The organism is Streptomyces mobaraensis NBRC 13819 = DSM 40847 (genome assembly GCF_017916255.1).
Lineage (GTDB): Bacteria > Actinomycetota > Actinomycetes > Streptomycetales > Streptomycetaceae > Streptomyces > Streptomyces mobaraensis.
The window spans coordinates 7,115,075-7,133,975 of sequence record NZ_CP072827.1 but is presented as its reverse complement, the minus strand read 5'-3'; the positions used below and the strand labels follow the sequence as shown (position 1 = coordinate 7,133,975).

Below are 18,901 nucleotides of genomic sequence, written 5' to 3'. Positions count from 1 at the left end.
CCGGATCAACAGGGAATGGAAAGGAGCGGGAACGGAGGGAGAAGCCATGGAGAACGCCCCGCCCGCCGCCCCGCGCTGGGTGACGGGGGATTGTCCCGGCGCACGGGCGGCGAGCGGGGCAGCACGGCCGCCGCCGCCCGGATCGAATGCCGATCCGGAACGCCGTGGCGGGGACCGTGCGGTCTCGGGCGGGCGCCGTTCTCCCGGCGCCCTTCCGTGTCCCTCCGTGGTGCTCACTCCTGAGAGGGGTACGACCCCTCGGGGCGTGACATCCCCCGCGCTGTGAGCCCGGTCTCACCCGGCCGGATCAGCCTTTCGGGCCGTAAACCGGATCAGCCTTCCAGGCCGTAGAAACGCATCCGCGAGTTCGGCTCGAACCCGATGCGCGGGTACACGGGGGCTCCGGCGGCGGTGGCGTGCAGGGTCGCGCGGGTCAGCCCGGTGGCCCGCGCGCCCTCGTACAGCGCCTTGCGCGTGACCGCCTCGCCGTAGCCCCGGCGCTGCCACCGCGGGTCCGTGGCGACGAACACGACGTGCAGACGGCCGCGCGCCTCGACGGTGGCCGCACAGGCCACCGCCTCGTCGTCCCGCAGGGCCAGGTAGGCGTGGACCCCGTCCTTCCAGAGCGCGGATCCGGCCAGGCCGTCGCGGGCCTCCTCCGCGGGGAACCCGTAGGCGCGCGATTGGAGATCGGCGTAAACCCGCAGGTGTCCGTCGGTGCGTACCCGGACGAACGTCAGCTCGGAGTGGGCCGGTTCGGGGAGGGCGGGCAGGTCGGCGGCCATGCCCGTACCGGGGAAGGCGTATCGGAGGCCGGCCCGCCCGGCCGCCGCCTCCAGTCCGGAGCGGGCTTCCTCGTCGAGGAGGTCCTCGAAGAGCCACAGGAAGCCCGGGTGCTCCTTGGCCCGCATGATGTCCGCGGCCCGGGCCAAGCGGTGCCCGACGCTCTCCGCTCCCGCTTCCTCCTCGGTCAGGGTGACGCAGTTGAAGAACCCGAACCGGCTGTCGGCCCAGCGGACGGCGATGCCCGGAAGGTCGCGCACGTCCGCGTCCGCGTCGCGGTCGAGCACCAGCGTCCGCCAGGCGGCGGTGAGTTGCCGTACCGACTCCACGGACTCCGCGGGAACGGTCATGATGCCTCCATGGGTGCTGAGAGCCCTCACAGGATGGTCTCGGCCTCTTCGATCCCGTCGTGCGCAGGCGCCGCGCCGCAGCGCGGCACACCGTACGTACGGCGTCCGAAGCGCCACCACAGGGCGGCCCCGGCGAGGGCCGTGAGCAGGGCGACGGGCGTGTAGTTGAAGGTCTCGGCGGTGACCGGGGCGGACTGCGGCAGCAGGAACAGCGCGGTCACCCCGGCCGCCCAGACCACCGCCACCCAGCCGACCGGCCGGCTCCAGCGGCCCAGGTGCCAGGGGCCGGGGGTGAACCGGTCGCGGTGGCGCAGGCGCAGCAGCACCGGGATGGCGTAGGCCGGGGTGAAGCCGACGACGGAGATGGCCGTCACCGCCGAGAACGCCGTGGCGGAGTACAGGGACGGCAGGGCGAGGACGAAGGCGACGGCGACCGCGAGAAGGACCGCGTCGGCCGGGACGGCCGTGCGCCGGCTGACCCGCCGCCAGCGCGCCGAGCCGGGCAGGGCGCCGTCCCGGGCGAAGGCGTAGATCATGCGGCCGGCGGCGGCGGTCACGGTGTAGCCGCACAGGAACTGCGCACCGATGACCACCAGCAGCAGCGCCTTCGCCGTCGCCACGCCGAGGGCGTCCAGCAGGATCTGCGCCACCGGCACCCCCGTCTCGCTCCCCAGCGTCGCGGCGTAGTCCTGGACGGCGAACAGCAGGGCGACCAGCAGGACGCCGCCGGCGATCCAGGACACCGCCACCGAGCGCACGATCCCGCGCGCCGCGGCCACGGAGGCGCCGCTGGTCTCCTCGCTCAGATGGGCCGAGGTGTCGTAGCCGGCCAGCGCGAAGCACGGCAGCAGCATCCCGAGCAGGATCACGTACACCGGGCTCGACCAGCCGGTGTTGTTGGTGAACTCGGAGAACACGAAGCCGGCCGGCTGGTGGTGGGAGGGGACGAGGGTCAGGGCGCCGATGATGACGACGGCCCCGGCCAGGTGCCACCACGCGCTCACGGAGGTGAGGACGTTCATCAGCCGGGTGCCGAAGAGGTTCAGGAGCGCGTGCAGCGCGAGGACGACCGCGTACACCACCAGCAGGGATCTCGGCGTCGGCACGTAGCCGAACTGCAGGTTCGCCCAGGCGCCGGCGAAGGTCGCGATGCCGTAGTCCTGGGCGGCGATCCCGCCCAGCAGCCCCAGCAGGTTGAGCCAGCCGGTGTACCAGCTCCACCGCTCGCCGCCGAGCTGCCGGGCCATGTAGTACAGGCCGCCGCTGGTGGGATACCGCGAGGTGATCTCGGCCAGCGCGGCGGCCAGGCACAGCACCGGCGGCCCCACGGCGAGCCATCCCCACACCACCACCGCGGGCCCGCCGCTGTTCAGGCCGTAGCCGAGGAGCAGCAGCGTCCCGGACATGATGGAGATGACCGACAGGGAGGCGGAGAAGTTCCCGAACGCGCTCATGCGCCGGTGCAGTTGCTGGGTGTAGCCGAGTTCCGCGAGGACACGCTCGTCGTCGTCCGACGGCCGGGACCGCTTCCGTCGGGCACGTGCCGAGGTAGGCATGCGGGTACCCCCAGGGAGAAGTTCCGTGAGGAACAGGACGCCGGGGCCGCGTCGGCCGCCGGGGATGTCTCCGTGCGAGTCAACACCGGCGGCGTGCCCATGGCCAGCGTCGGAATTCGGCGGGATGGCGCGATGTGGACGGCCGGCCCGCCCGGATCGGCGGGAAGGCGTGATGTGGACAGGCTGCCCGGACCGGACGGAGAGCGGCCGTTCCCCCGTCAGGCGGCCTCCGGGTCGGCGCCCCGCCTCACGCCCTCGGCGCCCCGCCCCGTTCCCCCACCGGCCCCCGCAGCTCCGCCGCGAGCAGGACGAACCACACGCCGACGAGCACCAGGTGCGCCCGTTGGGGGACACCGTGCCAGCCCGGGTGGCCGAAGAGCGGGCCCACGGTGGAGACGGCCGTAGCGAGGGCGGCGGCCGGGACCCAGGGGGTCCAGCGGGACAGGACGGGCCAGCGGGCCTGGGCGGCGGCGACGGTGAACAGGAACATCGAGCCGAAGAGGGCCGCGTGCACCAGGGCGCTGGTGGCGGTGTGCCAGGGGTTGACGGCCTCGCAGCCGGCCTCCGCCGAGGGGGCGCAGCGCATCGGGACGATCACGTCGGCCACCGAGCAGATCCCGAAGGCGACCAGGCACCACCACCCACCCTCGGCCACCGGTCCCGCCCTGCGGTCCCTGGCGAGCAGGGAGCCGGCCACCACCAGGGCGGCGGCGAGGAGTTCCGCGGCCCCGAAGAGGAGGTGGAAGCGCTGGTCGGCGGCGTAGAGCTCGCTGACGTAGGAGTGCCGCGGGTCGAGCCCGGTGGGCAGCGGGAACTCGAGCAGCCAGTCGTTGTAGACGACGGCCGCCGTGAGCAGCAGGGCGGGCGCCACGACCGTGCGGGCGAAGAGGCGAGCCCTCGGCGGTGCGGGTGGTGGGGCGGGCCGGGGCCCGGCGGGCACCAGCGCGGTCCGCCGCGGAGGGGAGGAGGGCGGTTCGTACAGGGCCTGCCTCCCGTGGTCGAGGCAACTGCTGTCAGTGCCGTCAGTCATCTATCCGCCACCCCAGATCCTCATTGTGTGTACCGGGACCTCGCTTACCGCAAACGAAACATCCGCTTCCCCCGAGTGCCCCGGCGGAGGGGTGGCAATCGGTTCCGGGGCGTACGGTTCGAGCCATATGGGGAGGTCAGCCGCCGTCCGTCCAAGGCAGGAGCGCGCGTGGGTCAGATGTCGGGGTCCCGTTCCGCGGAGGCCGTACGGGCGTGGGGAGAGGCGTTCGGCGCGGTGGCCGCCGCCGTGGCGGCCATGGTCGCCACCGCCGCGCTGGGCCTGTGGGCGGCCGGGGCCGGCGGCCTGCCGTCCGGGGCGTTCCCGGCCGTGCTGGCGGCGACCGTGGTGGCCGCGGTGGGCGGGACGGTGGAACTGACCGGCGGCGCGGGGTCCTTCGGCCGTACGGGTGCCACCCTCACGGTGGTTCCGCTGTCGGTGTCGCTGGCCGGGGCGCTCGCCCTGGCGGCGGGCCTGCTGCGGCCGCTGGGACCGCTCCGCCACGGGCCGCCGCCGGACGGCCGGGAACTGGCGGCCCGCGCGGCCCGGGTGGCGGTGCTCTGGATCCCGGCGCTGCTGGTCCCGGCGCTGACCGCGCGCCACACCTTCCGGATCGGGCTGGGCGGCGGACTGCTGGACGAGATCGGGGACGTGCTGGACGTACGGCCGGAGGTGGGCTTCCGCGCGGACGTGGCGGCCACGCTGGGCCGGGGGCTGCTGTGGCTGCTGGTGCTGTACGTGATCATCGTCCTCGCCGCGTACCGCACCCCGCTCCCTCCCCCGCTGCGCCGCTTCCAGGACGCGGCGCGTCCGCCGGTGCGGGCGGTGCTGGGGCTGCTGCTGGGTTACGTCGTGCTGGGGCTGGCGGTGGGTCTGGTGACGCTGTGCACCCGGGGACATCCGGCGGAGACCGCGGCCACCCTGCTGCTGGGGCTGCCCAACCTCGCCTGGCTCGCCCTGGGCACCGGCCTCGGCGGCGCCTGGGAGGGGAACGTGCCCGACGCGATCGGGCTCCCGGTGCCGTACGCGCTCGCCGCGGTGCTGCGCGAGCCGGGCGGCGGTACGGCGACGGTGGACCTGGCCTCGCTGGGCCGGTACGACGACCGGGCGTGGGTCCTGGCGCTGGTGGCCGCGCTCGCGCTGGCGACGGCCGCGTTCCTGATGGCCCGCCGCTTCCCCGCGCCGTGGTGGCGGCAGGCCGTCCGGCTGGCCCCGGCCCTGGCCGTGGCCCTGGTGGCCGTCGGCCTGCTGACCCGGGTCTCGGCGCGGTACGGGCTGTCGCTGTTCGGCCTGGGTGACCTCGACGCCTTCGGCGGGGAGGTCCGGCTCGACCCCCGGCTGCCGCTGCTGCTGGGCTGGGGGGCGCTGTGGGGGCTGGTCGCGGGGGCGTCGGCGGGGGCGCTCGCCGAGGCGCTCGGCCGCGTCCGGCGGCGGCGGGGCCGCGCCGGGTAGCCGGTTAGGCTGACGGCACGCGGCCGGCGGGGAGGCGGGGATGACGGAGGACGACGCGCCGCTGCCGGTCTTCGTCTACGGCACGCTGCGCCGCGGCGGCGTCAACTACGACGCGTTCCTGCGCGGCCGGACGGCCGGCGAGGTCCCGGCCCTGCTGGCGGGGGCGGTGCTGTACGAGGGCCCGGGCTACCCGTTCGCGGTGAGCGCGCCGGCCGGTGAGATCCGCGGCGAGTTGATGACGCTCGCCCCGGCCGGCCGCGCGGCCGTGCTCGCCGCCCTCGACGAGCTGGAGGGCCACCGCCCAGGGGGTCCCGGCAACCTCTACGACCGGGTGGTGCGCGACGTGCGCACCGAGCGGGGCGAGACGGTCCGCGCGTGGGTCTACCTGGCCGCCGAGCGCGTCGCCCGCCGGCTGCGCGCGGAGGGCGTCCGCGTCCCGGGCGGCGACTGGCCGCACCGCGCGTGACGGCGGGGGCGACGGCGGGAGCGCCGGCGCGTACGTGACACGACGGGCGCGTCGGGACCGCCGTGTCACCACGGACACGCACCGCGTCACCGACCGTCCCACATGCTGAACGGTCGCCGAACTCGCGCAACCCGCCGCGCCTTTGACCGGTCTCCCGGTGCGAACGGACGTCCTGTTGCCCGTCGTTCACCCTCAGTTGATCTCATGTCAAAAGTTGATCAACTGATGTGAACACCGTGTAAACAGTCTTTCCATGCGCATGCCAAGCGCTGCACAGTCTGCCCGGGACCACAGGTCCCGCGGTGCACGAGTGACAGCACCGCCCCCCGCCAGCGGCCCGGTCACCCCGGGCCGTCATGACGCAAAGGGCGCTGAACAGTGCGTACATCCCCCACAACCCCCGGCCGAATACTGACTGTCGCCGTCGCGGTGGCCGCGGCGGCGGCCATGGCCGGCGGCGCCGTGGCCGCCCCGGCGACGGGCACGGCACGGAGCACGGCGCAGACGGTGGCCACGGCGAGACCCGGCTCCGCGGCCTCGCAGGTGGCCGGTGCCGATGACGTGCGGGCGGCCCGCTCCGCCGCCGTCGCCCACGCCAAGGACACCGGCGTCGGCCCGCAGGAGACGCTGACCGTCAAGGACTCCCTCGTCGACCCGGAGGGCAAGCGCCACGTCCGGTTCGAGCGCGCCTACAAGGGCGTTCCGGTGGTCGGCGGCGACCTCGTCGTCCACCTCGACGCCAAGGGCGGCTACGCGGGCGTCACCCGGGCCGCGCGGCACCAGGTGGCCGTGAAGTCCGTCAAGCCGGAACTGACGGAGCGTCAGGCCGCCGCCAAGGCCGCCGAGGCGGTCAAGGGCACGGCGGGCCGCACCGAGCTGGTGGTGGACGCCACCAACGGCAAGTCCGTCCTCGCCTACCGGGTGACCGTCACCGGCGGCCACGCGGCCGAGAAGGGCGCCCTGCGCGCGGTGACCGTGGACGCCGTCTCGGGGAAGATCCTCGCGACCACCCCGCTCACCGACGCGTTCATCTCCCCCAAGCTCAAGGACACCCTGCGCGCCAAGGGCCGCGCCGCCGCGCCGCACCTCGGCGCGGCGGCCACGCCGAGGGCCGCCGGCTCCGGCGCGGCGGCCGGCTACCCGGCGGCGGCGACCGGCAGCGGTGCCTCGATCTTCGTCGGCACCGTCCCGCTCTCCACCACCCAGACCGCGCGCAGCACCTTCACCCTCAAGGACCTCGGCCGCGGCAACGCCGAGACGCGCACCGCGGGCGGCCAGGAGCTCGAGACCTTCACCAGCGGCAAGGCGTTCACCAACAGCACCAACCGCTGGGGCAACGGCACCGCCTCCGACCCGACCAGCGCGGCCGTGGACGCCCAGTTCGGCGTCACCAGCACCTTCGACTACTACAAGAGCACGTTCGGCCGGAACGGCATCAAGAACGACGGCGTCGGCCCGCGCGCCCTGGTGCACTTCGGCAACAAGGTGGGCAACGCCTTCTGGTCCCCCGACTGCTGGTGCATGCTCTACGGCGACGGCGACGGAGAAACGTTCAAGCAGCCCCTGGTGGCCCTGGACGTCACCGGCCACGAGCTCACCCACGGCGTCATCTCGGCCACGGCGGACTTCCAGCCGACCCGGGTGGACGCCAACGGCAACCAGTTCGGCGAGGCCGGCTCGCTCAACGAGTCGTTCGCGGACATCTTCGGCACCGGCATGGAGTTCCGCACCAACAACACGGCCAACCCCCCGAACTACCTGCTCGGTGAGAAGCTCGGCCTGGACCAGCAGTTCCTGCGCCGCCTCGACAAGCCCTCGCTGGACCGGCTGGAGGGCACGGTCGACTACTGGGACGCCGGCTCCTACGACCGTGAGGTGCACGCCGGTTCGGGCGTCTCCTCGCACGCCTTCTACCTGCTCGCCGAGGGCAGCGGCAAGAAGACGATCGGGAAGTTCTCCTACGACTCCCCCACCTACGACGGGCAGTCGGTGACGGGCATCGGCCGGGACAAGGCGGAGCAGATCTTCTACCGGGCGCTCACCCGGTACATGGTCTCGACGTCCGACTTCCACGACGCCCGCAAGGCCACGCTCCAGGCCGCCGCGGACATCCACGGCGCCGACAGCGCCGAGTACAAGGCCGTCGACCGCGCCTGGGCCGCGGTCAACGTGACCGAGGCCAACACCCCGTCGGCCCAGCGCTGACGAGGAACGCGGGCCCCGGCCGGGGCCCGCGTTCCCACTAGGCCCGTTCCACCTCGGGGAACGGGCCCGTCGGCACGTCCCCCGGCCGGGTGTCCCGGTCGCGCAGCCGCCGGTCGAGGAAGGCGGTGACGAGCCCCCGGGTGATCGCGATCGACCGTTCCGCGGGCAGCGCCCCGAGGAGCTCCGTCACCGTCTCCCGGGGGACCGTGCCCCGTTCGGCCAGGGGCGGCAGCAGCGCGGCGGCGTCGGTGAACGCGCCGTGGGCGGTGTCGTGGACGATCAGCCGCCGGACGTGCCCCCGGCTGTGCCGGACGAGCGCGTCCCACGACGGCCGGTTGTCGGCCACGTCCGCGGCCGAACCGACCAGCAGGAACGGGCGGTCGAGCCCCTTCTCGGCCACCTCGCCCAGTACGACGCCCGTCCCGTCGGCCCGGGCCGGGAAGTGCATCTGCCCGTCCAGGTTGATCCCGGTGACGAGCCGCCGGTCGTCACGCAGGACCTGGGCCGCCGTGAAACCGCCCCCGGAGTGCCCGGCCATACCGGTCCGCGACAGGTCCAGCGCCTCCGCCAGCCCGCGCGGGAGCGCGCGTTCCGCCGCCGTACGGCCGCCGTGCCGGAGCGCGTGCAGCCGGTCGAGCACGAACGTCGCGTCGCCCACCCGGGCCTCCATCGTCAGGCGGGTGAGCGCCGCGAGGTCCGGCTTCTCCTGCTTCATCAGCGCGGGCAGGAGGGACGCCACCAGCGTCCCGTCCGGGAACCGGACCTCGGACGCCTCGTAGGTGTGGTCGACGGTGACGACGACGTAGCCGCGCGAGGCCAGCTCCTCGACGAGGCCGGTGCCCCAGGTGCGCGGGTCGCCGACGCCGGACGACCAGAGCACGACCGGCCGGGGCCCGCCGGGCAGCACCCGGGCGCCGGGCCGGGCGTGGCTCCGCGTCTCCCGCCAGTCCGTACTCCCCGGGGGTACCCGGTAGTTGAGGGCGGCCATGCCGTCCTCCCCGCCGAAGTGGACGGCCGCCGCGGGCTCCATGTGGGGCGCCGGCTCCGCGCCGCCTGGGCCGGCGGCGGCCGGGTACCAGAAGCTGACCATCACCTCGCGCGGCCGGTCGCGCCGCCATGGGTCCGGCCGGGCGGTGTCGGTCAGGTGCAGCGCGGCCGTGCCGATCGCGTGCGGACCGGTGGGCGCGGGCAGCCGGAGCGGCGCCGGGGCCGCCCGGGGGCGGTCGGGGGCCGCCGCGGCGGCCCGCGCCGCCGGTCCGGCGACGGCGGCCAGCAGGGCGGCGGCCACCACGGTCCGCCGGCCGGGCGGGGCCGCCGGGGACTGCCGGGTCTCGTACGTCGGCACGTGCTCTCCCTCCTCGCCCGCCGCGGGCCGGCGGGTCGCCGCGGCCTCGGCCGTGCCGGGCGCGCGGGTCCATTCTGGTACGCGGTCCCTACTGGCCGGATCACGCGCCTCGAACGGCCGCCGGGCGGCCGTCGGTTGACGCTCCCGGGCGGACTATTGAAGATGCAAGGAACATGGGCGTCCCGCCGCGGGCGGACGGTTCCGCACACCGCGACGGCGCCGAGGACCCGCCGAAACGGAGTGCACCCATGACCACGTTCCGGAAGAACCGCAAGAAGACGCTGACCGCCGGCGCCGCCGCCCTTTCCGGTGCCGCGCTGCTGCTGGGCGCGGGCCTCGCCCAGCCGGCGTCCGCGGCCGACCTCCCGCACGCCCCGGTGGCGTACTTCGCCTCCGGGACCGATCTGACCGGCAGACAGGCACCGGTCGACATCACGGATCCTGCCTGCCGGAACCTCGCCGAACCGGCGCTGTCGGCCGTCAACTTGACCGACGCCGACATCCAGGTCTACTTCAACCGCGACTGCCGCACCGGAGCGCCCGGCCGGCCCGGCGACCTCTACGACGCGCTCGGCAGTCTGCACTGGGGGAACTTCCCTTACCCCGCGCTCAGTTACCGGGTCGTCCGCCACTGACCGGCTCCCGGGGACGCGGGCGGCGCGCGGTCCGTCAGGCCACCGTCGTCAGCGGCTGCTCCGCCCAGATGGTCTTGCCGCCGGACGTGAACCGGGTGCCCCACCGCCGGCAGAGCTGGGCGACCAGCAGCAGCCCCCGGCCGCCCTCGTCGAAGGCCCGGGCCCGGCGCATCCGCGGCGAGGTGCTGCTGCCGTCGGACACCTCGCAGATCAGCGCGCCGTCCCGGATCAGCCGGAGCCTGATGGGCGGTGCGGCGTGCCGGATGGCGTTGGTGACCAGCTCGCTGACGACGAGTTCCGTGGTGAAGGCGAGCTCCTCCAGCCCCCACGCGGCGAGCTGGTCGGCCACCCGCTTGCGGGCGTCGGCCACCGACGCGGGGTGGTCGGTCAGCTCCCAGGTGCTCACCCGGTCGGCGTCCAGCGCCCGGGTGCGGGCCAGCAGCAGGGCGACGTCGTCGGCGGGGCGCTCCGGGAGGAGGGCGGCGAGGACGTCGTCGCAGACGCGCTCCAGCTCGGCGGGGGGCCGGGCCAGCGTGCGCCGCAGCAGCCGGCTGCCCTCACCGTCGGTCGCCGAACCGGAGCCCGGTTCGAGGCCGGAACCGGAACCGGCCCCGCGCCCCTCCACGAGCCCGTCGGTGTAGAGCGCGAGCAGGCTGCCCTCCGGCACCTCCACCTCCAGCGACTCGAACGGCAGTCCGCCCACGCCCAGCGCCGGGCCCGGGGGCAGTTCCAGGAACCGGGCGGTGCCGTCGGGGGTCACCAGGACGGGCGGCGGGTGGTCGGCGCTCGCGGCGACGAGCCGGCGGGAGACCGGGTCGTACACCGCGTAGAGGCAGGACGCGTCCGTCTCCCCCGCCTCGTCGCCCGCGTCGCCGTCCCGCGCCTGGGCCGCGCGGTCCTGGGCGAGCTGGACGACGAGGTCGTCGAGGTGGGTGAGGAGCTCGTCCGGGGGCAGGTCGATGTCGGCCAGCGTGCGGACGGCGGCGCGCAGCCGTCCCATGGTCGCGGACGCCTGGAGGCCGTGCCCGACGACGTCGCCGACGACCAGCGCGACCCGGGCCCCGGACAGCGGGATCACGTCGTACCAGTCGCCGCCGAGGCCGGTCTGCGCGGTGGCGGGCAGGTAGCGGGAGGTGACCTCCACGGCCGTGTGACCGGAGAGCCTCGCGGGCAGCAGGCTGCGCTGGAGGGTCAGGGCGACGGCGCGCTCGCGGGCGTACCGCCGGGCGTTCTCGACGCAGACGGCGGCGCGGGCGGTGATCTCCTCGGCGAGCAGCAGGTCGTGGTCGTCGAACGGCTCGGTGTCCGGGTGCCGGACGAACAGGGCCAGCCCGGAGACGGTATCGTGCGCGGCCAGCGGTACGGCGAGGAGCGAGCCGACGCCGCGGGCGCGCACGGCGGGCGGCAGCGCGGGCGCGTCCGCGGCCCAGGAGCGGATCGCCGGTTCGTCGCCCCGGTGGCGGGCGGGTTTGCCGGTGGCGAGGGCGAGGGCGGGCGGCGAGTGCGGCGGGCAGCGGTAGGTGCCGTTCGCGAGGGACGAGGGGCCGGGGCCGGACGGGTCCTCGGGGACGGCCCAGCGCCGGGCGGTGCGGCGCAGCTCGACGGCCTCGTCGTGGCCGGGCCGCCCGGCCTCCCCGCCGGCGCCGCCGCCGTCCGGAAGCAGGTCGACCGCGACGAAGTCGGCGAACCGGCCGACGGTGGACTCGGCGAGCTCCGCGGCGGTGCGGTCCATGTCCAGGGTGGTGCCGATCCGGGCGCCGGCGTCGTTGACGAGGGCGAGCCGCTGCCGGGCACGGTACTCGGCGGTGACGTCGAGGGCGGCGAGGGAGAGTCCCAGGGTGCGGCCCTCGGCGTCCTTGATCGGGGTGAAGAAGCTGGCCCAGGCGCGTTCGCGGCCGTCGCCGGGGGACACGAAGTAGTTGTCGGCGCGGACCGCCCGGCCGGTGCGGAGGACCTCGTCGCCGATGCGGGCGAACTCCTCGAACGGCGCCAGGGGGAGCAGCTCGTCGAGGCGCCGGCCGGTGAGGCCGTCACGGCTCAGGCCGCTCAGCCGGACCATCTCGTCGTTGGCGGTCACCAGTCGGTTGTCCCGGTCGTAGACGGCGATCCCGATGGGGAACTGGGTCAGCGCCCACCGCCCCAGGTCGGCCGCGTCGTCCGGCGGCGGGCCGGGAGCGTCCGGTGCGGCGTTCGTGTCCATACGGATTCATCCCGTTGCTCGGTGCGGTTCGGCGGTTCTCGCGATCCGCACGAATCGAGGCCGGACTGATTGTTCCCGCGGGCCGTGGCGGTTAAGCGTCCGTACGCGGCGACCGCCGGTTTCCGGGAATTCCGCTCGGCCGATCGGCGGGGGCGCGCCGGGTGGCACGGCCCCCGAACTGGGCCGGTGGTTGAGCGGTGGGGGCGGCTCCTTCCGTTCTCGCCGCGCGGTGTGAATACCCGCGCGGCGCGGAAGCGGAAAGGGAGGACTTCCGCACGGAATTCCCGCGTCCGTCGCCCGGAAATGGCGGGTCCGCCATTTCCGGGCGGTCGGGGGGAATGTCCGCGCACGGCGGGCGGCCCTCTTCCCGTGGTGCCCGGCCGGTCTCAGGCGTGCGCCCGCCCGCCCGTCGCGGGGAGGTCGGCGCAGCAGTGGAGGCACCGGGTGGCGGCCGCGGGGAGGTCCTCGGAGAGGCAGGCCGGGCAGGTCCGCAGGGGTCCCGGCTCGTCGAAGACGACGACGCCGCGGCGGGCCTGGACGTGCCGGTACGGGAGGACGATGAAGAAGTAGACGACGGCCATGAAGATGAGGAAGTAGATGGCCGCGGAGATGAAGGCGCCGAGGTCGAGGTAGGTGGCCTTGTTCCCGGCCCGGCCGAGCTGCCAGCCGAGGCCGAGCGAGTGGCCGCCCTGCAGGCTGGCGATGATCGGGTTGATCACGAAGTCCGTGAACGCCTTGATGAGGGTGCTCAGCGCCAGCGCGATGATCAGGCCGACCGCGACGACGACGATGTCGCCGCGCATGACGAAGTTCTTGAATCCCTTGAGCATGACGGGTCCCCGAGGTTCGGACATTTCGGATACGACGTCTCGAACGCTACCTTTCGTCCGCCTTTTTTCCCGTCGAAAAGCGGCGGAGCCGCCCGGGATGCCCCCGGGCGGCTCCTCGACTGCCGTACCGCGCTACTTGCCGGCGCGGATGGTGAAGGGCAGCCGCTTGTTCGCGAACGACTGGTCGCCGTTGCTCACCGAGAACCCGCTGTCCCCCGTGACCACGTCCTTGGGCGCGGACCCGGCGACGGCCAGCCGCAGCCGGTAGACGGCCTTGGCGCCGGGGGCGACGGCGGTCCGGTTCGGGAGCAGCGCGGCGCCCATGCCCGGGTCGCAGCCGCCCGCGGTCAGGGCGACCTTCTCCCAGCCGCGGCCCGGCCGGTACTGCTGGAGGACCAGGTCCTTCGGGGTCAGCGCGTGCCGCTTGCCGGCGCCGTAGGCGAAGTAGTTGACGTTGAGCGCCGGGTAGGCGCGGTTGGTGGTGTTGCGCACGGTGATGGTGAAGGGCTGCGCCGCGCCGCCGCGCGTCAGCTTCGCGGTGCCGTTCGCCCAGCCGGCGACGGAGACCTGCGGCCGGGTGGCGGTCACGGTGCGGGCCGGCGCCCGGTAGGTGTGGCCCCGGCCGTCGGCGACGGACGCGTTGACGGTGAGGGTGCCGGGGCTGTCGAGGTCCTGGAACCGGAGGGCGACGGCGTACGGGTGCTTGGCGCTCGCCTTGGGGGCGGAGACCGGGAAGGTGAACGTGCCGCGGTGCGGCCAGCTGCCGCCGCCGGAACGGGTGTCGAGGTCCACCCAGGCGTGCTTGGCGGGCTCGTAGCGCTGGACCGTCACCGAGTCGGTGCTGAACCCGCGGCTGCTGACGTCGAGGCGGGCGGTGCCCTTGGCGACGGGGGTGCGCAGGGTCAGTCCGGCCTTGGACCACAGGCCGATGGGGGCCTGGGCCGAGGCGACGGAGTAGGAGAGCGCGCCCTTGCCCGCCAGGGTCGGCGGGACCTCCGGCGCCTGGTCCTGGTCGGCGGCGGGCACCGCCGGCGCGGCGGACGCGCGGAAACCGCCGCAGTCGGGTTTGGCCGGGGCGGTCCGCGCCGCCGGAGCTGCCTCGGCCGACGCCGCGGTGCCCGCGAGCACGACCCCGGCCGCCAGTACCACCGCCGCCTTTCCGGCCGCCTTCCGCACGCCCGACGACCGCCGCTGTGCGACTCTCTCTGTCATCAACTGTCCCCGCATTCGGGTTGTGTCCACCTCTGCACGATTCCGGTTGGGGAGAGGGCGTACCCCCGCCGGGGGTTCCCTCCGCCGCGCCCGGACCCACTCGTTCTCTCCCGCGGCCCCGAGAAGGGGTGAACGCGTGTGGTTCCGGCTCCCGTTCGGGGAACACTAGCGGGCCGTCAGGACCGGCGCACCAGCGCCCCGGCCGCTCGCCCCCCGATGTCACCCCGGGGCCCGCGCATCACCACCACGACGGCCACCGCGACCCCGGCCAGCACCCCCGCGGAAACGAGCGCGGCGAGGTCCAGCCCGGCCGCGAAAGCGTGTCTGACGACCCGTCCGACCCCTTCCTCCGCCGCACCGGCACCGCCCGGCCCCCGCCCGCCGCCGGCCGTGACCGAGCGGGCCACGGCGGCCGCGTCGGCCCCGCCGCCCCGGGGCAGCCGGGCGCGCAGCACGGCCTCGAGACGCGCCGTCAGGATCGCGCCCATGACGGCCACTCCGGCCACCCCGCCCACTTCCCGGGCCATGCTCGCCGTGGCCGAGGCCATGCCGGCCCGCTCGGCCGGGACCGCGCCCAGCACGGCGACGGAGACGGGGGTGAAGACGAGACCGAGGCCGACGCCGAGGACGCCCAGGAGCCATCCGAAGTCCGCGAAGCGGGCGTCGGGCCCGTAGCGGGCGAACGCGGCGAGGGCCGCCGCGACGAGGAACAGGCCGGTGGCGAGCGGCGGACGCGGCCCGTACCGGGCGCACAGCCGCCCGGCGAGGACCGAGACGACGGCCGTGGACAGGGTGCAGGGCGCCATGGCCCAGCCCGCCTCGGTGGGCGACAGGCCCAGGACGTACTGGAGGTGGAGGCTGAGGAACGTGCCCAGGCCGAAGAACCCGAAGCTGACGGCGAACCCGGCCCAGGCGGCCGTGCCGGCGACTCGGTCCGTCAGCAGCCGCAGATCCGCCATCGGCGCCGCCACCCGCCGCTCGACCACCACGAACGCGGCCAGCCCGAGCAGGGCCACGGCACCGGCACCGGCCACGCGTCCGTCGCCCCAGCCCCGGACGGGCCCCTCGACCAGCGCGTACACCAAGGCGCCGAGCCCCAGCGCGACGGCCGTCTGACCGGCCGGATCGCCGCGGCGCGCGGACCGCGGGACGTCCGGCAGCACCCGGAAGGCGAGCACCAGACCGACGATCCCGACCGGCACGTTGACCCAGAAGACGCTCGCCCACCCGAAGTGGTCGACCAGCGGCCCGCCGACGACGGGGCCGAGGGCGAGCCCCGAGCCGGACACCCCGCTCCAGACGCCGATCGCGCGGGCGCGTTCGGCTTCCCCCGTGAAGACGTGCCGCACGATCGCGAGCGAGCCCGGCGTCAGCAGGGCCGCCCCGAGCCCCTGCACCGCCCGCCCCGCGACCAGGGTCCCCAGCCCGCCGGCAACCGCGCAGAGCGCGGAACCCCCGGTGAACAGGGCGAGCCCCGCGAGGTACACCGGCTTCCTCCCCCACCGGTCACCCAGCGCCCCGCCGCCGAGCAGCAGGGCCGCGTAGACCAGCGCGTATCCCTCCACCACCCACTGGAGTCCGGCCGTCCCGCTCCGCAGCTCCGCGCCGATGGCGGGCAGGGCCGTGGTCACGACGAGGTTGTCGAGCATGGCCATGAAGAGGCCGGAGCAGAGCGTCAGCAGCACGAGCCGTGCGCGCACCGGAGGTTCCTTGCCCACCCTCATCCCCTAACAACGTTAGACGTTTCCCTAACGACGTTAGTTTGGGCCTAACGATGTTAGATTGCAAGCCGTCGAGCGGAAGGCGGGGAGCATGGCAGGGCGCCGGGCAGCCGGAAACACCTCTTTGACCAGGGAGGATCTGGCGGATGCCGCACTGCGGCTGCTGGAGCGGGAGGGCCCCAAGGGCCTGACGATGCGGAAGGTGGCCGCCGAGGTGGGCGTCCAGGCGGCGTCCCTCTACTGGCACGTCCAGAACAAGGAAGAGCTGCTCGACCTCGCGGCCGACGCCCTCTGGGAGGGCTACTCCCCGCTGCCCCCCGGCCTCGTCGCGACGCCCGACGAGTGGCGCGGCTGCCTCGCCACCGCCGCGCGGCGGCTGCGGGCGCATCTGCTGGCGCACACGGCAGCCGTGCGCGTGCTCGCCGGGCGCTTCGCGCCGGGGGCCCGGGCCCTCGGGCCGCTGGAGGAGACGTTCGGGATGCTGCGCCGGCTCGGTTTCGGGCCGGCGGAGACGGCGCTCGGCGCGTACACCGTCGTGATCTGGGTGCAGGGTTTCGTGCTGCACGAGGCCGTGCCCATGTCGGCGGCCGAGGAGCGCGGGGCGACGCCCGCCGAGGCCGTCGAGGAGGCGCGGGAGCGACTGGCCGCGCTGCCGGCCGAGCGGTACCCGCACCTCGTCGCGCTGGCCGGGGAGCTCACCGGTCCCGACATGGACAGCCGTTTCGAGTTCGGGCTGGGTCTGCTGCTGGACGGGCTGGGGGCGCTGCGGGAGGCCGGAGCGGTGTGACCGGCCGGGGTGCGGCTTGGGAGGGGTGTGGCGGTTGTGATGTGCTGTGGCGTTCCGTTTGCTCGATCCCGCTGCCAGGAGGCGCCCCAGCATGGCCCGGATACCGATACCCAAGGCACCGTCCGCGCGGCGGTGCCCAGTGGAGGGGGCGGCGGCGGAGCGGCCTCCCCGGGGGCGCGGTCCGGGCCGCCCGCTCGGGGTTCCGGCCGCCGCCGGACGGTTTCCGCTGCTCGGCCGGCTGGACGCCGCCGACCGGGCCGTGCTCGGGTTCTACGCGCTCACCAGGGTCGCCGTCCTGATCGCCGGGTACTGCAGCGCCTGGCTGTTCGGCTCGGACCCCGAGGCGCGGGAGGCGCCCTCGTTCCTGTCGCTGTGGGCGCGCTGGGACTGGGACTTCTTCCGGCGCATCGCCGAGCACGGCTACTTCGCCGAGCCCGGCGCCCCCGGCTCGGCCCACCCCGACAACCGGGAGGCGTTCTTCCCGGGCCTGCCGATGGTCCTGCGGGCCGTGCACACGGTGGTGCCGAGCTGGCCGCTGGCCGGGCTGCTGATCTCCTTCGCCGCGGGGGCGGTGGCCGCCGTGGCGCTGTCCCGGATCGCACGGCTGCGGCTCCCGGCGGAGGCCGGGGAACGGGCGGGGCCGCGGGCCGCGCTGTTCCTGCTGGTGTCGCCGTGCGCGGTGTTCCTGGCCGCCGGCTACACCGAGGCCCTGTTCCTGGCCTTCGCCCTGCCGGCCTGGCTGGCCGCCGAGCGGCACCGCTGGGCGCTCGCCGCCGTCCTGGGCGCCCTGGCCACGACCGTCCGCGTCAGCGGGCTCTTCCTGGCGGCGGCCCTCGTCGTCCGGTTCCTGGTCGCCGCGCGGGAGTCCGGACGTGGGCACCGGCGGTGGCGCTCGGCCGGCTGGCTCGCGCTCCCCGCCCTGCCGGCCCTGGCCTACAGCTGGTACCTCCAGGCGCGCACCGGCGACTGGATGGCCTGGAAGCACGCGCAGGAGCGCGGCTGGTACCGGCAGTTCCACACGCCGTGGGAGGCGTGGGAGCACACCTGGGACGGCGCCTTCTCGCACGCCAACCCCACCGCCTACGCCGCGATGTTCCAGGCGGAGCTGCTCGCCATGGCGGTCGGGGTGCTGCTGCTGGCCCTGCTGGTGTGGCGGCGGCGGTGGCCGGAGGCGGTGTACATCGGGCTGAGCCTGTGGGCGCTGGGCACCTCGTACTGGTACATGTCGGTCCCCCGGGCCACCCTGCTGTGGTGGCCGCTCTGGGTCGCGCTGGCCGTGGCGAGCGTCCGCCGGCCATGGATCCGCTCCGCCTACCTGACGGTGGCGGCCCCCCTGGCGACCGTGCTGACCCTGGTCTTCACCTCCGGCAAGTGGGCCGGCTGACCGGTCAACGCTCGCCGGCCACGGCGTCGCGCCCCTCGGCGGGCGCCGCCGTGCCGCCGCCACCGGCCGCCTCCAGGGTCCAGCTCGCCAGCAGCCGCAGCGACTCGGCGGACGCCGAGCCGGGCTCGGCGTGGTACGTCACCACCCGCTGGTCCTGGTCCACGGGCAGCACCAGCGTCTCGCAGGCCAGGGTCAGCGGGCCGACGACGGGGTGGCGCAGCTCCTTGATCCCGAAGCACTTGTCGCGGACGTCGTGCGCGGCCCACAGCTTCCGGAACTCGGGGCTCTTCATGGACAGCTCGCCGATCAGCGAGGCCAGGGCGGGGTCGTCGGGGTAGCAGCCGGCGTGCGACCGCAGCAGCGCGACGATGTCGGCGGCCTTGCCGTCCCAGTCCGCGTAGAGCTCCCTGGTCGCCGGGTCGAGGAAGACCATCCAGGCCATGTTGCGCCGCTGCGGGGGCAGCGCGCCGAAGTCGCCCAGCAGCGCGGTGTTCATCCGGTTCCAGGCGAGGATGTCCAGCCGCCGGCCGAGCACGTGCGCGGGCACGTTCTCCATCGAGTCCAGCAGGTGCCGCACGGCGGGCCGGACGCGCTGCGGCCGGTCGGCGGGGCGCCGCGGCCGATTCTCGGGGCGGGCCAGTTTGTGCAGGTGATGCCGTTCGGCCGTGTCCAGCCGGAGCGCGTCGGCGATGGCGTCGAGGACCGACGTCGACACGTTCTGCCCCCGGCCCTGTTCGAGCCGGGTGTAGTAGGCGACGCTGACCCCCGCGACCTGGGCCAGCTCCTCGCGCCGCAGCCCCGGGACCCGCCGCCGCCCGCCGAACGGCGTCAGCCCCACGTCCTCCGGGCGCAGCCGGGCACGGCGGGAGCGGAGGAATTCGCTGAGCTCTGTCACTTTGGTTGCCACTCCCCCACCCTAGCCAGGGCCGATGGTTTACGGAGCGTAGC

15 protein-coding genes are annotated in these 18,901 nt (G+C 74.9%); 6 read left to right on the top strand and 9 right to left on the bottom strand.

What is annotated here, in order from left to right; all coding sequences use genetic code 11:
• Positions 1–332: 332 nt before the first annotated feature.
• The 3 genes from J7W19_RS30810 to J7W19_RS30800 form a co-directional block, all read right to left on the bottom strand.
• The gene (locus tag J7W19_RS30810; protein ID WP_210455414.1) at positions 333–1,133 is read right to left on the bottom strand and encodes a GNAT family N-acetyltransferase; all 801 of its coding nucleotides are present in this window, start codon (positions 1,131–1,133) and stop codon (positions 333–335) included.
• Positions 1,134–1,159: 26 nt separating this feature from the next.
• Positions 1,160–2,689 carry an amino acid permease gene (locus tag J7W19_RS30805; RefSeq protein WP_004948232.1) on the bottom strand — a complete coding sequence of 510 codons (1,530 nt, stop codon included), beginning with the start codon at positions 2,687–2,689 and terminating at the stop codon, positions 1,160–1,162.
• A gap of 247 nt (positions 2,690–2,936) precedes the next feature.
• Complete coding sequence (locus J7W19_RS30800) at positions 2,937–3,719, bottom strand: DUF998 domain-containing protein (RefSeq protein WP_106429665.1); 783 nt, start codon at positions 3,717–3,719, stop codon at positions 2,937–2,939.
• A gap of 177 nt (positions 3,720–3,896) precedes the next feature.
• Here J7W19_RS30800 and J7W19_RS30795 point away from each other — a divergent pair, with 177 nt between their 5' ends.
• From J7W19_RS30795 to J7W19_RS30785, 3 genes are all read left to right on the top strand, one after another.
• The gene (locus J7W19_RS30795) at positions 3,897–5,168 is read left to right on the top strand and encodes a streptophobe family protein (RefSeq protein ID WP_004948236.1); all 1,272 of its coding nucleotides are present in this window, start codon (positions 3,897–3,899) and stop codon (positions 5,166–5,168) included.
• Between the two features lie 40 nt (positions 5,169–5,208).
• Positions 5,209–5,634, top strand: coding sequence for a gamma-glutamylcyclotransferase family protein (locus J7W19_RS30790; protein ID WP_004948239.1), 426 nt, complete (start codon positions 5,209–5,211; stop codon positions 5,632–5,634).
• Positions 5,635–6,081: 447 nt separating this feature from the next.
• A complete protein-coding gene (locus J7W19_RS30785; RefSeq protein ID WP_078588111.1) occupies positions 6,082–7,839 on the top strand; it encodes a M4 family metallopeptidase in 1,758 nt (585 codons plus the stop codon).
• Between the two features lie 37 nt (positions 7,840–7,876).
• Here the strand turns inward: J7W19_RS30785 and J7W19_RS30780 are convergent, their stop codons facing one another.
• Positions 7,877–9,184 (bottom strand): alpha/beta hydrolase, encoded by a 1,308-nt coding sequence (locus J7W19_RS30780; RefSeq protein ID WP_004948246.1) that lies wholly within the window; start codon positions 9,182–9,184, stop codon positions 7,877–7,879.
• Positions 9,185–9,432: 248 nt separating this feature from the next.
• Here J7W19_RS30780 and J7W19_RS30775 point away from each other — a divergent pair, with 248 nt between their 5' ends.
• On the top strand, positions 9,433–9,819 hold the full coding sequence (locus tag J7W19_RS30775; RefSeq protein ID WP_040890826.1) for a hypothetical protein: 387 nt from the start codon (positions 9,433–9,435) through the stop codon (positions 9,817–9,819).
• Between the two features lie 34 nt (positions 9,820–9,853).
• Here J7W19_RS30775 and J7W19_RS30770 read toward each other — a convergent pair whose 3' ends face one another.
• From J7W19_RS30770 to J7W19_RS30755, 4 genes are all read right to left on the bottom strand, one after another.
• On the bottom strand, positions 9,854–12,019 hold the full coding sequence (locus J7W19_RS30770) for a SpoIIE family protein phosphatase (protein WP_004948252.1): 2,166 nt from the start codon (positions 12,017–12,019) through the stop codon (positions 9,854–9,856).
• A gap of 386 nt (positions 12,020–12,405) precedes the next feature.
• A complete protein-coding gene (locus J7W19_RS30765; RefSeq protein ID WP_004948254.1) occupies positions 12,406–12,849 on the bottom strand; it encodes a large conductance mechanosensitive channel protein MscL in 444 nt (147 codons plus the stop codon).
• Between the two features lie 132 nt (positions 12,850–12,981).
• A complete protein-coding gene (locus J7W19_RS30760; RefSeq protein ID WP_051072654.1) occupies positions 12,982–14,061 on the bottom strand; it encodes a hypothetical protein in 1,080 nt (359 codons plus the stop codon).
• Positions 14,062–14,237: 176 nt separating this feature from the next.
• The gene (locus J7W19_RS30755; protein WP_158688798.1) at positions 14,238–15,761 is read right to left on the bottom strand and encodes an MFS transporter; all 1,524 of its coding nucleotides are present in this window, start codon (positions 15,759–15,761) and stop codon (positions 14,238–14,240) included.
• 145 nt (positions 15,762–15,906) lie between these two features.
• On the opposite strand from J7W19_RS30755, the gene J7W19_RS30750 reads away from it, so the two are divergent.
• Positions 15,907–16,569, top strand: a complete 663-nt coding sequence (locus J7W19_RS30750) for a TetR/AcrR family transcriptional regulator C-terminal domain-containing protein (protein WP_004948262.1) — start codon at positions 15,907–15,909, stop codon at positions 16,567–16,569.
• 91 nt (positions 16,570–16,660) lie between these two features.
• Positions 16,661–17,953, top strand: a complete 1,293-nt coding sequence (locus J7W19_RS30745) for a mannosyltransferase family protein (protein ID WP_078588109.1) — start codon at positions 16,661–16,663, stop codon at positions 17,951–17,953.
• A 4-nt stretch (positions 17,954–17,957) separates the two neighbouring features.
• On the opposite strand, the gene J7W19_RS30740 is transcribed toward J7W19_RS30745, so the two are convergent.
• Complete coding sequence (locus J7W19_RS30740) at positions 17,958–18,848, bottom strand: helix-turn-helix domain-containing protein (RefSeq protein ID WP_004948268.1); 891 nt, start codon at positions 18,846–18,848, stop codon at positions 17,958–17,960.
• Between the last annotated feature and the right edge of the window lie 53 nt (positions 18,849–18,901).

Bases quoted from the DNA above. Each gene is read 5' to 3' on its own strand.
- J7W19_RS30810 (WP_210455414.1), bottom strand. From the start codon at position 1,133: ATGACCGTTCCCGCGGAGTCCGTGGAGTCGGTACGGCAACTCACCGCC.
- J7W19_RS30805 (WP_004948232.1), bottom strand. From the start codon at position 2,689: ATGCCTACCTCGGCACGTGCCCGACGGAAGCGGTCCCGGCCGTCGGAC.
- J7W19_RS30800 (WP_106429665.1), bottom strand. From the start codon at position 3,719: ATGACTGACGGCACTGACAGCAGTTGCCTCGACCACGGGAGGCAGGCC.
- J7W19_RS30795 (WP_004948236.1), top strand. From the start codon at position 3,897: ATGTCGGGGTCCCGTTCCGCGGAGGCCGTACGGGCGTGGGGAGAGGCG.
- J7W19_RS30790 (WP_004948239.1), top strand. From the start codon at position 5,209: ATGACGGAGGACGACGCGCCGCTGCCGGTCTTCGTCTACGGCACGCTG.
- J7W19_RS30785 (WP_078588111.1), top strand. From the start codon at position 6,082: ATGGCCGGCGGCGCCGTGGCCGCCCCGGCGACGGGCACGGCACGGAGC.
- J7W19_RS30775 (WP_040890826.1), top strand. From the start codon at position 9,433: ATGACCACGTTCCGGAAGAACCGCAAGAAGACGCTGACCGCCGGCGCC.
- J7W19_RS30770 (WP_004948252.1), bottom strand. From the start codon at position 12,019: ATGGACACGAACGCCGCACCGGACGCTCCCGGCCCGCCGCCGGACGAC.
- J7W19_RS30765 (WP_004948254.1), bottom strand. From the start codon at position 12,849: ATGCTCAAGGGATTCAAGAACTTCGTCATGCGCGGCGACATCGTCGTC.
- J7W19_RS30760 (WP_051072654.1), bottom strand. From the start codon at position 14,061: ATGACAGAGAGAGTCGCACAGCGGCGGTCGTCGGGCGTGCGGAAGGCG.
- J7W19_RS30745 (WP_078588109.1), top strand. From the start codon at position 16,661: ATGGCCCGGATACCGATACCCAAGGCACCGTCCGCGCGGCGGTGCCCA.